We start from the raw sequence: 12,724 nt of genomic DNA on the forward strand, positions 1-12,724 counted from the left end.
GGTCAGTCCACGGACAGGTTGAGATCGACGTTCAGGCCGAGCGACTTCAGTTCCTTGGTGAGAACGTTGAAGCTCTCGGGCACGCCGGCCTCGAAATTGTCCTGCTCGCGCACGATCGCCTCGTAGACCTTGGTGCGGCCGGAGACGTCGTCCGACTTGACGGTGAGCATTTCCTGCAGCGTGTAGGCCGCGCCATAGGCCTCGAGCGCCCAGACCTCCATCTCGCCGAAGCGCTGGCCGCCGAACTGCGCCTTGCCGCCCAGCGGCTGCTGGGTGACCAGGCTGTAGGGGCCGATCGAGCGGGCATGGATCTTGTCGTCCACCATGTGGCCGAGCTTGAGCATGTACATGTAGCCCACCGTCACCTTGCGCTCGAACTGCTCGCCGGTGCGGCCGTCGCAGACGGTCATCTGCCCGGAGACGTCGAGGCCGGCCTTGGCCAGCATGTCCTCGATGTCGGTGATGCGGGCACCGTCGAACACCGGGGTCGCGATCGGCACGCCCTTGCGGATGTTGCCGCACAGCTCGCGCAGCTCGGCATCCGACATCGAGGCGATCTGCTCGTTGTAGATCTCCTCGCCATACACGCTCTTCAGCATCGCGTGCAGGCGCTCGCGCTCGGCGACGTCACGCTGATAGGCCTCGACCGCCTCGCCGATCTGCCGGCCGAGATTGGCGCAGGCCCAGCCGAGATGGGTTTCGAGGATCTGCCCGACATTCATGCGCGAGGGCACGCCCAGCGGGTTGAGCACGACATCGACCGGCGTGCCGTCTTCAAGGAACGGCATGTCCTCGATCGGCACGACCTTGGAGACGACACCCTTGTTGCCATGGCGGCCGGCCATCTTGTCGCCCGGTTGCAGCTTGCGCTTCACCGCGATGAAGACCTTGACCATCTTCATCACGCCGGGCGGCATCTCGTCGCCGCGCTGCAGCTTCTCGACCTTGCTCTCGAAACGCTGCTGCAGCTTGTGGACCGAAGCGTCGAACTCGCGCTTCAGCGTCTCGATCTCGGCCATCACCCGATCGTCCTGGACGGTCAGGTTGCGCCAGGCGCCGCGCGGGATCTCGGCGAGCAGCTCGGTGGTGATCTCGGTGCCCGAGCGCACACCCTTGTAGCCGGAGCCGGCGACCTGGCCGAGCAGCTTCTCGCGCAGGCGGTTCAGGAAGGCGCGCTCCTGAATGGCCCGCTCGTCGTCCCGGTCCTTGGCGAGGCGCTCGATCTCGGCGCGCTCGATCGCCAGGGCGCGCTCGTCCTTGTCGACGCCGCGGCGGTTGAACACCCGCACGTCGACCACCGTGCCGTTCACGCCCGGCGGCAGCTTCAGCGAGGTGTCGCGCACATCCGACGCCTTTTCGCCGAAGATCGCGCGGAGCAGCTTTTCCTCCGGCGTCATCGGGCTCTCGCCCTTCGGCGTGACCTTGCCGACCAGGATGTCGCCGGGGTTCACCTCGGCGCCGATATAGACGATGCCCGCCTCGTCGAGATTGCGGAGCGCCTCCTCGCCGACATTCGGGATGTCGCGCGTGATCTCCTCCTGGCCGAGCTTGGTGTCGCGGGCCATGACCTCGAATTCCTCGATATGGATCGAGGTGAACATGTCCTCGCGCGCGACCCGCTCGGAAATCAGGATGGAGTCCTCGAAGTTGTAGCCGTTCCAGGGCATGAAGGCGCAGAGCACGTTGCGGCCGAGCGCGAGTTCGCCGAGCTCGGTCGACGGGCCATCGGCGATGATGTCGCCGGCGCCGACACGGTCACCCACGCGGACCAGCGGGCGCTGGTTGATGCAGGTGGACTGGTTGGAGCGCATGAACTTGCGCAGGCGGTAGATGTCGACGCCCTGGGTCGTGCCGTCCTCGCCCGTGGCGCGGACGACGATGCGGGCGCCGTCGATCTGGTCGATCACGCCGGCGCGGCGGGCGACGATGGTCGCCCCCGAGTCGCGCGCGACCGGCGCTTCCATGCCGGTGCCGACCAGCGGGGCATCGGACTTGATCAGCGGCACCGCCTGGCGCTGCATGTTCGAGCCCATCAGCGCGCGGTTGGCGTCGTCGTTCTCGAGGAACGGGATCAGCGCCGCGGCGACCGAGACGAGCTGGCGCGGCGAGACGTCGATCGCCGTGACCTCGTCGGGTTTGACCAGGCGGAAATCGCCGTTGCGGCGGACCGAGACGAGGTCTTCGGTCAGCGTGCCGTCGGCGAGCTTCGGCGCATCGGCCTGGGCGACGGTGAGGCGCTCTTCCTCCATCGCCGAGAGATACTTGTATTCGTCGAGCACCTTGCCGTCCTTCACGAGGCGGTAGGGCGTCTCGATGAAGCCGTACTTGTTCACCTTGGCGAAAGTGGCGAGCGAGTTGATCAGGCCGATATTCGGGCCTTCCGGCGTCTCGATCGGGCAGATGCGGCCATAATGCGTCGGGTGCACGTCGCGCACCTCGAAGCCGGCGCGCTCGCGGGTGAGGCCGCCCGGACCGAGGGCCGAGAGGCGGCGCTTGTGCGTCACTTCCGAGAGCGGGTTGGTCTGGTCCATGAACTGGGAGAGCTGCGACGAGCCGAAGAACTCGCGGACCGCGGCGGCCGCCGGCTTCGCGTTGATCAGGTCGTGCGGCATCACCCCGTCGATATCGACCGAGCCCATGCGCTCGCGGATGGCGCGCTCCATGCGCAGCAGGCCGATGCGGTACTGGTTCTCCATCAGCTCGCCGACCGAGCGGACGCGGCGGTTGCCCAGATTGTCGATGTCGTCGACCTGGCCGCGGCCGTCCTTCAGCTCGCACATGATCTGGATGGTGCGCAGGATGTCTTCCTTGCGCAGCACGCGCACCGTGTCCTCGCATTCAAGGCCGAGGCGCATGTTCATCTTCACCCGGCCGACGGCCGAAAGGTCGTAGCGCTCGGCATCGAAGAACAGGCCGCGGAACAGCGCCTCGGCGGTCTCCGAGGTCGGCGGCTCGCCGGGGCGGATGACGCGGTAAATGTCGATCAGCGCGTCCTCGCGGCTGGCATTCTTGTCGGCGGCGAGGGTGTTGCGGATCCAGGGCCCCTTGGCCTGGTCGATCGCGAGGGTCGGGATCTCGTCGAGCCCGGCATCCTCGAAGGTCTTGAGCTTGGCCTCGGAGATCTCCTCGCCGGCATCGGCGAAGATCTCGCCGGTGTTGGGGTCGAACAGATCCTCGGCGACGTAGCGGCCGATCAGGTCGGCGCGGCTGACCAGGACCGTGCGGGTCTTCACGGCGATCTGGCGGGCGACGCGCGCGGTCAGCTTGTCATCGGCCTTGGCAACGACCTCGCCGGTCTCGGCGTCGACCAGGTCCTCGACCAGCTTGGCGCCGCGGAACGTCTCCGGCTCGAAGGGGCGCGCCCAGGCGGTTTCGCCGTCCCTGGTCCGGGTGCGGGTGAAGGGCACCTTGCCGTAGAAATAGGTAAGGATTTCCTCGGCATCCATGCCGCGGATCTCGCCGATCTCCAGCGACTCGCCCTTCGCCTCGCGGGCGGCGCGCAGCGCCTCGGTGGCGCGGCCTTCCAGCGCATAGAGCAGCGTGGTGACCGGCAGCTTCCGCTTGCGGTCGATGCGGACATAGATGAGGTCCTTGGCGTCGAACTCGAAATCGAGCCAGGAGCCGCGATAGGGAATGACGCGGGCGGCGAAGAGATACTTGCCGGAGCTGTGGGTCTTGCCCTTGTCGTGGTCGAAGAACACGCCGGGGCTGCGGTGCATCTGGCTGACGATGACGCGCTCGGTGCCGTTCACGACGAAGGTGCCGTTGTCGGTCATCAGCGGCATGTCGCCCATGTAGACGGGCTGTTCCTTGATGTCGCGGATCGAGCGGGCGCCGGTGTCTTCATCGACGTCCCAGACGATCAGGCGCAGCACCACCTTCAGCGGGGCCGCGTAGGTCATGCCGCGCTGGATGCATTCCTCGACGTCGTATTTCGGCTCCTCGAGCTCGTAATAGACGAATTCGAGACGGCCGCGGCCGGCGAAGTCGTCGATCGGGAAAACCGACTTGAAGACTTCCTGCAGGCCGGAATTGGTGCGGGAGTCGGGCGAGACGTGCATCTGCAGGAACGCATCGTAGCTTGCGCGCTGCACGTCGATCAGATTGGGCATCGGCGTGGTTTCAGGGATACGCCCGAAGCTCTTGCGGATGCGCTTGCGATTGGTGAAGGAAACTTTGTTCAGGCCACCCGAAATCGCATTCATGCTCAGACCCCGATCTATATTCCAGTGACCGCGCCGCGGCCCGGGGCTACCATCAGCCCGGGCGTCGCCGCGTCAGCGGCGGGAAACCCCGCCAGTCATCAACCGCCGCTCCGCCCTCACCCGAGGCACGCAACGGCAAACGGGCGGAGCGCCAGGGGGCGCCCCGCCAGTTTCAGTCCTGTCGCGCCGCCGGCCCGAAGGCCGTGCGGCGCGGGGTAACATCACTCGATGCCGACAGATGCGCCCTGCTCTTCCAGAACCTTCTTGATCTTCTCGGCCTCGTCCTTGTTCACGCCTTCCTTCACGGTCTTCGGCGCGCCCTCGACCAGATCCTTGGCCTCCTTCAGGCCGAGACCGGTGATCGTGCGGATTTCCTTGATCACGTTGATCTTCTTGTCGCCAGAGGACTTGAGGATCACGTTGAATTCGGTCTTCTCCTCGACCGGCGCGGCGGCAGCGCCACCGCCGGCGGGTGCAGCCGCCGCGACCGCGACCGGAGCCGCAGCCGAAACGCCCCACTTCTCCTCGAGCAGCTTGGAAAGCTCCGCCGCTTCGAGAACCGTCAGGCTCGAAAGCTGTTCAACCAGATTTGCCAGATCAGCCATTGTTCAATTCCTTAGAATAGTCGTTCAGTTGGTTCCATGCAAGCCGGGAGTGCCGGCCCGCCTCATGTCGTATCAGGCCGCGTCGGCCTCATCCGCCCTGGCATAGGCCGCAAAGACCCGCGCGAGCTGGCCGGCCGGCGCCTGCAGCACACCCGCCACCTTCGTCGCCGGCGCCTGGATGAGACCCAGGAGCTTGGCGCGGAGCTGATCGAGCGACGGCAGTTCGGCGAGCGCCTTGACGCCGGATGCATCGAGCATCTGCGTCCCCAGCGCGCCGCCGACCAGCACGAACTTCTCGTTGGTCTTGGCGAACTCGACGGCCACCTTCGCCACCGCCACCGGGTCCTGCGACCACGCAAGCGCGGTCGGCCCCTTCAGCATCGGCTTCAGTCCGTCGAATCGGGTCCCTTCCAGAGCGAGGTGAGCCAGACGGTTCTTCGCCACCTTGTACTGCGCGCCCGCTTCCCGCATCTTCACGCGCAGCGCCGTGACATCGGCCACGGTCAGACCGTCATTACGGCTGACCACGACCATCGACGTCTCGGCGAACACCGCGGCGAGTTGGTCCACGAATTCACGCTTCTGTGCGCGATCCACGTCGATCTCCACTCGTCAGGCGGGGTGCGTTTGGACCGCATCCCGCCGGGTTGCCCAAGCGGCCGGGACCATCCCGGCCGCCGTTCGCCTGTCCTCAGATCGGAACCATCGGAACGAAACGCTCCGATCCCCGTCTCCGGTGTGCGGGAGAACTCCCTTCAAGGCTTGCGCCACATACCGTCTTGGACAGGTCCGGAACCGCCGGCGTGAACCGGCCGATCCCGTCATGGCCGGGGCCGAGGCCCCGGCGCATCTCGTCAGGCTGTCAGGCTGCTGACATCCACCCGCACGCCGGGCCCCATCGTCGACGACAGGGCGGCCTTCTGCAGATAGGTGCCCTTCGCACCCGTCGGCTTGGCCTTCTGGATCGCATCGACCAGAGCCTTGGCGTTCTCGATCAGCTTTTCGGCCTCGAAGCTCGCCTTGCCGATACCGGCATGGATGATGCCCGCCTTCTCGGCGCGGAACTCGACCTGGCCGGACTTGGCCGCGGTGATCGCGCCCTTCACGTCCATCGTCACGGTGCCGAGCTTGGGGTTCGGCATCAGGCCGCGCGGGCCGAGGATCTTGCCGAGCCGGCCGACCAGGGCCATCATGTCCGGCGTCGCGATGCAGCGGTCGAATTCGATCGTGCCGTTCTGCACCAGTTCGGCGAGGTCTTCCGCGCCCACCACGTCGGCACCGGCGGCCTTCGCCTCTTCGGCCTTCGGGCCGCGGGCGAACACGCCGACGCGCAGCGTCTTGCCGGTGCCGTTCGGCAGGGAGATCAGGCCACGGACCATCTGGTCGGCGTGACGCGGATCGATGCCGAGATTGAGCGAGAGCTCGACGGTTTCGTCGAACTTCGCGGTGGCATTGGATTTCACCAGCGCCATCGCCTCCACCACCGGGTAGAGCTTCGCGCGATCGACGGCGGACTGGGCCTTCGCGAGCCGCTTGTTCTTTGCCATGATCAGCCCTCCACCACCGAAAGGCCCATCGAGCGGGCCGAACCGACCAGCATGCGCACCGCGCCGTCGACGTCGTTCGCGTTCATGTGCACCATCTTGGTCTGGGCGATCTCGCGCAGCTGGCTCATCGTCACCTTGCCGACGGCGGCGCCCTTGCCGGTCGCGGTCGAACCCTTCTGGATGCCCGCGGCCTTCTTGAGGAAATAGGTGTTCGGCGGCGTCTTGGTGATGAAGCTGAAGGTGCGGTCGGCATAGGCGGTGATCACCACCGGCACCGGCATGCCCACTTCCATCCCCTGCGTGGCCGCGTTGAAATCCTTGCAGAACTGCATGATGTTGAGGCCGCGCTGGCCGAGCGCGGGGCCGACGGGCGGCGACGGATTCGCCTTGCCCGCAGGAATCTGCAGCTTGATATAGCCGACGACTTTCTTCGCCATGAGGCGCACTCCTGATCCGAAGGCGTGCCGCCGGGCGAGCCCGGAACACGCCAATGGACCGCGGTTCCAACGGCCCAGCCACCCGTGGCCGAGCCTCCCGCGTTCCGATTGAGAGGCGCGCTATACAGGGCGGCGGCGCGTCTGTCGAGTCGGGAAGCGCGCCTCGGGCCGGCGTCAACGCCAGCGGGCGCCGGCCCGTGCGGTGCGGTTCAGAACCGGTAGCCGATGCCGGCGCCGACGATCGTCGGGTTGATCGCGGCATGCGCGACGATCGTGCCATGGCCGACGCTCGCCCGCGTGCCGGCGAAGATCTGCTTGACCACGAAGTTCGCATACCAGCGTCCCTGCACGTGCCAGTCGAACCCGGCCTCGATCGCCGGGCCGATGCCCGTGCGGTAGGTTACCGAGTCGAGCCCGAGGGACTTGAGGTCGGAGGCGGTGCTCTGGCCGTAATAGAACAGGACCGACAGGCCGGCACCGACATAGGGGACGAAATCCCCCATGCCGCCGAAATGGTATTGCAGGGTGACGGTGGGCGGCAGCACCCAGACGCTGCCCACCTTCACCGTGCCGAGCGCCGAGCCGGTGACCTCGACATTGTGGCGCGAGGTGCCGGCGATCGCCTCCACCGCGATGTGGGGCGTGAAGAAATAGGAGAGGTCGATCTCGGGAATCGCGGTGTCCGACGCCTTCACATGACCGCCGATGACCGATACGTCGCTCGATGAATTGCGCGGCAGGACGCCATCCGCCCGCAGGCGGACGAGGATGTCGCCGGCGTGAAAGCCGGTCGGGCCAGTCACCTGTGCGGCGGCCGGCAGCGCCGAGGCGAGGAGCAACGCAGCGACGCCGGCAGCCGTCATGCAAGCCTTCATGATGGTCGGATCCTTCTCGAAGTGCCGGCGCACGGCGCGCCGGGCATGGCACCATGTTGCTGCACCGCAACAAGCCGAGCCTTGATCGGGATCAAGGACAAGTTGCGCCATTGGCCGGCACGGGGCTGCATGACGGGGCGGAACGCCCCATATGGGCGGCGGATCAACTGACGGAGAGACGCATGAAGACAAGGAAACTCGGATCACTCACGGTTTCCGCCCTGGGCCTCGGCTGCATGGGCATGTCGGATTTCTATGGCGGACGCGACGAGGCGGAAGCGCGCGCGACGTTGGAGCGCGCGCTGGAACGCGGCATCACCTTCTTCGATTCCGCCGACATGTACGGCTTTGGCGACAATGAGCGCCTGCTGTCGGATTTCGTGAAGGCGAACCGGAGCAGGATCGTGCTCGCGACCAAGTTCGGCAATGAATTCACCGAGGACCGGCAGCGGGTCGGCATCAACGGGCGGCCTGACTATGTGCGCCGCGCCTGCGACGCCTCGCTGAAGCGGCTCGGGATCGACACGATCGATCTCTACTATCAGCATCGCGTCGATCCGAACGTGCCGATCGAGGAGACGGTGGGCGCGATGGCGGACCTCGTGAAGGCCGGCAAGGTGCGGCATCTCGGCCTGTCCGAGGCGGCGCCGGCCACGATCCGCCGGGCGCACAAGGTCCATCCGATCACCGCGCTGCAGACCGAGTATTCGCTCTGGTCGCGCGAGCCGGAGGGCGAGATTCTCGCCACCGTGCGCGAACTCGGAATCGGCTTCGTGCCCTATTCGCCGCTCGGCCGCGGCTTCCTGACCGGGGCGATCGCAAGGCCCGAGGATCTCGCCGCCGATGACTGGCGGCGCCACGCCCCACGCTTCCAGGGCGAGAATTTCGCGAAGAATCTCGAACTGGTCGGGAAGGTGAAGGCGCTTGCGGCGGAGAAGAAGTGCACCGCCGGGCAACTCGCGCTGGCCTGGGTGCTGGCGCAGGGCGAGGACATCGTGCCGATTCCGGGCACCAAGCGGCGGGCCTATCTCGACGAGAATATCGGCGCGCTCGACGTGACGCTGACGCCGGAAGACCTCGCCGCGATCGAGCGGATCATGCCGGCGGATGCGGTGGCGGGAACGCGCTATCCGGAAGCGGGGCTGAAGGCGGTCAATCGCTGATGTTCCGTTCCCTCCCCGGCTGAAACGCGAATGGCGGGCGGCCTTGCGGCGCCCGCCATTTTTTCGGCCGGCGACGGCGGCGCTATTCGCCGAGGACGGCAAAGATCCGCTTGCGGACCTCGATCGGGCCGAGCGCTTCCATCACCGCGTCGATCGGCGGGCTGACGGTGCTGCCGGTCAGCGCCGCGCGGAGCGGCTGGGCAATGGCGCCGAGCTTTTTCTCCTCGCGCTCGGCATAGGCCTTCATCGCCTCGTGCAGCGCCGCCTTCGAGAAATCGGTCTTGTCGAAATCGAGCAGCAGGGCGGCGAGGTCGTCGCGCGCCGCCTCGGTGAGCAGGGCTTCGGCCTTCTCGGTCATCGGCAACGGCGCCTCACGAACGACGAACAGGGCGGATTCCGCCAGTTCGGCCAGGGTGCGGGCGCGGTCCTTCAGCCCCGGCATCAGCATCGCGATGCGGCCCGCCGCCTCGGTGCTCACCGGAAAGCCGTGATCGCGTTCGAGCCGGGCGACGACATCGGCGGCAAGGCGTTCGTCCTCGGCGGCGCGGAGGAAGACGGCGTTGACGTGGAGCAGCTTGGCATAGTCCATCCGGCTCGCGGCGCGGCCGACGCCATCGAGGTCGAACAGCGCGACCTGCTCCTCGCGGGGCAGGATCTCGGCATCGCCATGGCCCCAGCCGAGGCGGAGCAGGTAGTTGCAGAGCGCCTCGGGCAGATAGCCCTCGTCGCGGAACTGCAGGACCGAGACGGCGCCGTGACGCTTCGAGAGTTTCGCACCGTCCGCGCCGTGGATCAGGGGGATATGGGCGAAATTCGGCCGCGCCCAGCCCATCGCGTCGTAGATCTGGGCCTGGCGGAACGTGTTGGTCAGATGGTCGTCGCCGCGGATGACATGGGTGATGCCCATGTCGTGGTCATCCACCACGACGGCGTGCAGATAGGTCGGCGTGCCGTCGGAGCGCAGCAGGATCATGTCGTCCAGCTCGGCGTTCTTCACCCGCACCTCGCCCTGGACGAGATCGTGGATCACGGTCTCGCCCTCGCGCGGGGCGCGCAGGCGGATGACCGGATCGACGCCGGCCGGCGCTTCGGCCGGATCGCGGTCGCGCCAGCGCCCGTCATAGCGGAACGGTTTTTTGCTCCGCTCGGCCTCGGCGCGCATCTCGGCAAGCTCCTCGCGGGAGCAGTAGCAGCGATAGGCCTGGCCGGCGGCGAGCATCTGCTCGGCCACCTCGCGATGGCGGGCATAGCGGGTCGACTGGTAGACCGGCGGTTCGTCGGGCTTCAGGTCGAGCCAGTCGAGCGCGTCGAGGATGACCTTCGTTGCCTCGGGCGTGCTGCGCTCGCGATCGGTATCCTCGACGCGGAGCAGGAACTGGCCGCCGTGATGGCGGGCGAAGAGATAGTTGAACAGGGCGGTGCGGGCGCCGCCGATATGGAGCATGCCGGTGGGCGACGGCGCGAAACGGACGCGGATTGTCATGACCCCGGCGCTATCACGAAACGGCGCGGGGATGAACCCTTACCAGCGGAACCCGCCGATGATGGCGCGCGGATCGAGCCCGGCGGCCGCGCAATCCGCCCGCGCCTCGGCCGGCGTGGCGACGTGGATGCCGGACAGCACGAGCACCGAGGCGATGCCGGCCGCCTTCGCGCCGGCGATGTCGGTGCGCAGCGAATCTCCGAACGCGATGGTCCGGCCAGGTTCGGTGCCGAGCAGGTCGAGGGTCGGGCGATAGACGGCGGGATCGGGCTTGCCCCGCCAGATCACCCGCCCGCCCCAGGCGGCGTAGCGCTGGGCGAGCGTGCCGGCACAGATGATGCGGCGCCCGTCGCGAATCACCTCCAGGTCCGGGTTGGCGCAGACCATCGGCAACCCGGCCCCGAGGGCCTCACGCAGCAACGGATCGAAGGCGGCGGGATCGTCGGGCGGCGCGAGATCGTCCGGGCCGGTGTTGAGCAGGAAATCGGCGGCGCCGGGGCGGTCGGCCTCGGCGAGGCCGAGATCATCGAACAGGTTGCGGTCGCGCGGCGGGCCGAGATGGAACAGACGGTCGCCCAGGGCCGCGAAATCGGGCTCGGTGCGTGAGACCAGCGCAGCGCGGACGGCTTCGCCGCTGGTCATGATGCCGTCGTATAGCTCGGGGCCGATGTCCATCGCGGCCAGGGCGGCGGCGACCGGCGCGGTGCGGCGGGGCGCGTTGGAGAGGAAGACGACGCGCTTGCCGGCCTCGCGCAGGTGGCGCAGGCAGGCGGGAACGCCGGGATAGGGGCGCACGCCGTCATGCACCACGCCCCAGAGATCGACGATGAAGCCGTCGTGATCATGGGCGAGGGTTTCGACGCTCATCGTATCGGCGGTCATGGAGCGATCTCCGCGAGGCGGTCGGCATCGCGGCCGACGAGCTCGGCGAGGGTGGCGGCGCCGTACTGGTCGAGCAGGGCGGACAGGCCGGCGGCGAGGCGGGGCAGCAATGACGGCCCCTGATAGACGAAGGCGGTATAGACCTGCACGAGGCTGGCGCCGGCGCGGAACTTGGCGAGGGCCTGTTCCGGCGTCGCCACGCCGCCGACGCCGATCAGCAGAAGCCGGTCGCCGGCGAGCAGGCGGACGCGGGCGAGCATGCGCGTCGCCCGGTTGAACAGCGGCGCGCCGGACAGGCCGCCGGCCTCGCCGCGCGCCGCGCCGCGCAGGCTCTCGGGCCGGGCGAGCGTGGTGTTGCTGACGATCAGCCCGGCCACCGCGCGGCCGATCGCCATGTCGACCAGCTCGGGCAGCGCCGCCTCGTCGAGATCGGGGGCCAGCTTGACGAAGAGCGGCGGCGCGTTGGGCACGGCGGCGCGGATCGCGTCGAGGATCGCGGCCAGACGGTCGGCGGCCTGCAGGTCGCGCAGGCCAGGCGTGTTCGGCGAAGAGACGTTGATCGCGACGTAGTCGGCATGCGGGGCGACCGCGGCGACCAGGGCGGGGTAGTCGGCCAGCGGATCGGCGCCCTCCTTGTTGATGCCGAGATTGGCGCCGAGCGCCGTGAGCGCGCGGTCAGTCCTGGCAAGGCGGGCGGCGAAACCCTCGATTCCGAGATTGTTGAAGCCCATGCGGTTGATCAGCGCGCCGTCATCCTCGAGGCGGAACAGGCGGGGCTTCGGATTGCCCGGCTGCGGCCGGCGGGTGACGGTGCCGGCCTCGACGAAGCCGAAGCCGAGGCGGGACAGGCCGGCGAGGGCGGCGGCGTTCTTGTCGAACCCGGCGGCGAGGCCGATCGGCAGGGCGATGGTCCGTCCGAAGGCCGGCATGGCGAGGCGCGGATCGGCGGGAACACGCTGCCTTCCGGCGAGGCCGAGGCGCAGCGCCGCAATGGCGGCGTTGTGCGCCGTCTCCGGTTCGAGAAGGCGCAGCGCGGCCGTCGCCAGATCAGCGACGGGCATTACTTCGCGAAGACCACGATCTCGGGTGTTGCGGGCGGCGGTACCGCGTGCAGCGGCGCCGAGGCGCCGAGCGAGACGTGATCGGGCGCGACACCGTCGGCGACGATGGCATCCGCGACCTGGGCCGCGCGCGGCGCGAGGCGCGCCATCGCCATTTCGGCGGCGGCGGGACCGCCCGCCGTCGGGCCGGTGACATAGACGCGGAAGCGCGCCTTGGGATTGATCTTCAACGCGGCATCCACCGCGTATTTCACCGATGGCGACCAGATTTCCGTGGATTCGGGGATGGTGACCAGCGGCAGGCGGCCGTTGAAGCTGGTGAGGGCCGCAACGTCGACCAGCGACGGCGCCCCGGCATAGGGTCCGGGCGTTCTTCGGCCGGGCACGGCACAGCCGGCGAGAATCGCGGGGAGGAGAACAAGGGTGAGGGTCGAGCGGCGCATGATCGGCCTTTACTGAAGCTTGG

11 protein-coding genes are annotated in these 12,724 nt (G+C 68.0%); 1 reads left to right on the forward strand and 10 read right to left on the reverse strand.

Annotation, left to right across the window (positions count from 1 at the left end; genetic code table 11):
- Window positions 1–2 precede the first annotated feature (2 nt).
- From rpoB to ACMV_RS10955, 6 genes are all read right to left on the reverse strand, one after another.
- A complete protein-coding gene (gene rpoB / locus ACMV_RS10930) occupies window positions 3–4,205 on the reverse strand; it encodes a DNA-directed RNA polymerase subunit beta (RefSeq protein ID WP_012039722.1) in 4,203 nt (1,400 codons plus the stop codon).
- Between the two features lie 221 nt (window positions 4,206–4,426).
- Window positions 4,427–4,810 carry a 50S ribosomal protein L7/L12 gene (rplL, locus tag ACMV_RS10935; RefSeq protein WP_012039723.1) on the reverse strand — a complete coding sequence of 128 codons (384 nt, stop codon included), beginning with the start codon at window positions 4,808–4,810 and terminating at the stop codon, window positions 4,427–4,429.
- A gap of 72 nt (window positions 4,811–4,882) precedes the next feature.
- Window positions 4,883–5,407 carry a 50S ribosomal protein L10 gene (gene rplJ, locus ACMV_RS10940; protein WP_012039724.1) on the reverse strand — a complete coding sequence of 175 codons (525 nt, stop codon included), beginning with the start codon at window positions 5,405–5,407 and terminating at the stop codon, window positions 4,883–4,885.
- 257 nt (window positions 5,408–5,664) lie between these two features.
- Window positions 5,665–6,357, reverse strand: coding sequence for a 50S ribosomal protein L1 (gene rplA / locus ACMV_RS10945; protein ID WP_007424164.1), 693 nt, complete (start codon window positions 6,355–6,357; stop codon window positions 5,665–5,667).
- A 2-nt stretch (window positions 6,358–6,359) separates the two neighbouring features.
- Window positions 6,360–6,794, reverse strand: a complete 435-nt coding sequence (gene rplK, locus ACMV_RS10950) for a 50S ribosomal protein L11 (RefSeq protein ID WP_013640464.1) — start codon at window positions 6,792–6,794, stop codon at window positions 6,360–6,362.
- A 209-nt stretch (window positions 6,795–7,003) separates the two neighbouring features.
- The gene (locus ACMV_RS10955) at window positions 7,004–7,657 is read right to left on the reverse strand and encodes an OmpW/AlkL family protein (RefSeq protein ID WP_231844393.1); all 654 of its coding nucleotides are present in this window, start codon (window positions 7,655–7,657) and stop codon (window positions 7,004–7,006) included.
- A gap of 194 nt (window positions 7,658–7,851) precedes the next feature.
- Here ACMV_RS10955 and ACMV_RS10960 point away from each other — a divergent pair, with 194 nt between their 5' ends.
- On the forward strand, window positions 7,852–8,832 hold the full coding sequence (locus tag ACMV_RS10960; protein ID WP_007424161.1) for an aldo/keto reductase: 981 nt from the start codon (window positions 7,852–7,854) through the stop codon (window positions 8,830–8,832).
- An 82-nt stretch (window positions 8,833–8,914) separates the two neighbouring features.
- Here ACMV_RS10960 and gltX read toward each other — a convergent pair whose 3' ends face one another.
- Genes gltX through ACMV_RS10980 form a run of 4 tightly spaced genes read right to left on the reverse strand, consistent with a single transcriptional unit; the run spans window position 8,915 to window position 12,701 of the window.
- Entirely contained in the window at window positions 8,915–10,315 is a 1,401-nt protein-coding gene (gene gltX / locus ACMV_RS10965; protein ID WP_013640466.1) for a glutamate--tRNA ligase, read from the reverse strand.
- Between the two features lie 39 nt (window positions 10,316–10,354).
- Window positions 10,355–11,197, reverse strand: a complete 843-nt coding sequence (locus tag ACMV_RS10970) for a TIGR01459 family HAD-type hydrolase (protein ID WP_007424159.1) — start codon at window positions 11,195–11,197, stop codon at window positions 10,355–10,357.
- Window positions 11,194–12,258 (reverse strand): quinone-dependent dihydroorotate dehydrogenase, encoded by a 1,065-nt coding sequence (locus ACMV_RS10975; RefSeq protein ID WP_013640467.1) that lies wholly within the window; start codon window positions 12,256–12,258, stop codon window positions 11,194–11,196. The genes ACMV_RS10970 and ACMV_RS10975 overlap by 4 nt, the downstream gene beginning before the upstream one ends.
- Window positions 12,258–12,701 carry a hypothetical protein gene (locus tag ACMV_RS10980; protein ID WP_007424334.1) on the reverse strand — a complete coding sequence of 148 codons (444 nt, stop codon included), beginning with the start codon at window positions 12,699–12,701 and terminating at the stop codon, window positions 12,258–12,260. Before ACMV_RS10980 ends, ACMV_RS10975 begins: the two co-directional genes overlap by 1 nt.
- Window positions 12,702–12,724: the final 23 nt, after the last annotated feature.

It is taken from the genome of Acidiphilium multivorum AIU301, from assembly GCF_000202835.1.
In the GTDB taxonomy this organism is placed as follows: Bacteria; Pseudomonadota; Alphaproteobacteria; order Acetobacterales; family Acetobacteraceae; genus Acidiphilium; species Acidiphilium multivorum.

What these genes read in the sequence shown, in the direction of transcription:
- rplK (WP_013640464.1), bottom strand. Translation starts at nt 6,794, where the DNA reads ATGGCGAAGAAAGTCGTCGGCTATATCAAGCTGCAGATTCCTGCGGGC.
- rpoB (WP_012039722.1), bottom strand. Translation starts at nt 4,205, where the DNA reads ATGAATGCGATTTCGGGTGGCCTGAACAAAGTTTCCTTCACCAATCGC.
- ACMV_RS10955 (WP_231844393.1), bottom strand. Translation starts at nt 7,657, where the DNA reads ATGACGGCTGCCGGCGTCGCTGCGTTGCTCCTCGCCTCGGCGCTGCCG.
- ACMV_RS10960 (WP_007424161.1), top strand. Translation starts at nt 7,852, where the DNA reads ATGAAGACAAGGAAACTCGGATCACTCACGGTTTCCGCCCTGGGCCTC.
- gltX (WP_013640466.1), bottom strand. Translation starts at nt 10,315, where the DNA reads ATGACAATCCGCGTCCGTTTCGCGCCGTCGCCCACCGGCATGCTCCAT.
- rplA (WP_007424164.1), bottom strand. Translation starts at nt 6,357, where the DNA reads ATGGCAAAGAACAAGCGGCTCGCGAAGGCCCAGTCCGCCGTCGATCGC.
- ACMV_RS10980 (WP_007424334.1), bottom strand. Translation starts at nt 12,701, where the DNA reads ATGCGCCGCTCGACCCTCACCCTTGTTCTCCTCCCCGCGATTCTCGCC.
- ACMV_RS10970 (WP_007424159.1), bottom strand. Translation starts at nt 11,197, where the DNA reads ATGACCGCCGATACGATGAGCGTCGAAACCCTCGCCCATGATCACGAC.
- rplL (WP_012039723.1), bottom strand. Translation starts at nt 4,810, where the DNA reads ATGGCTGATCTGGCAAATCTGGTTGAACAGCTTTCGAGCCTGACGGTT.
- ACMV_RS10975 (WP_013640467.1), bottom strand. Translation starts at nt 12,258, where the DNA reads ATGCCCGTCGCTGATCTGGCGACGGCCGCGCTGCGCCTTCTCGAACCG.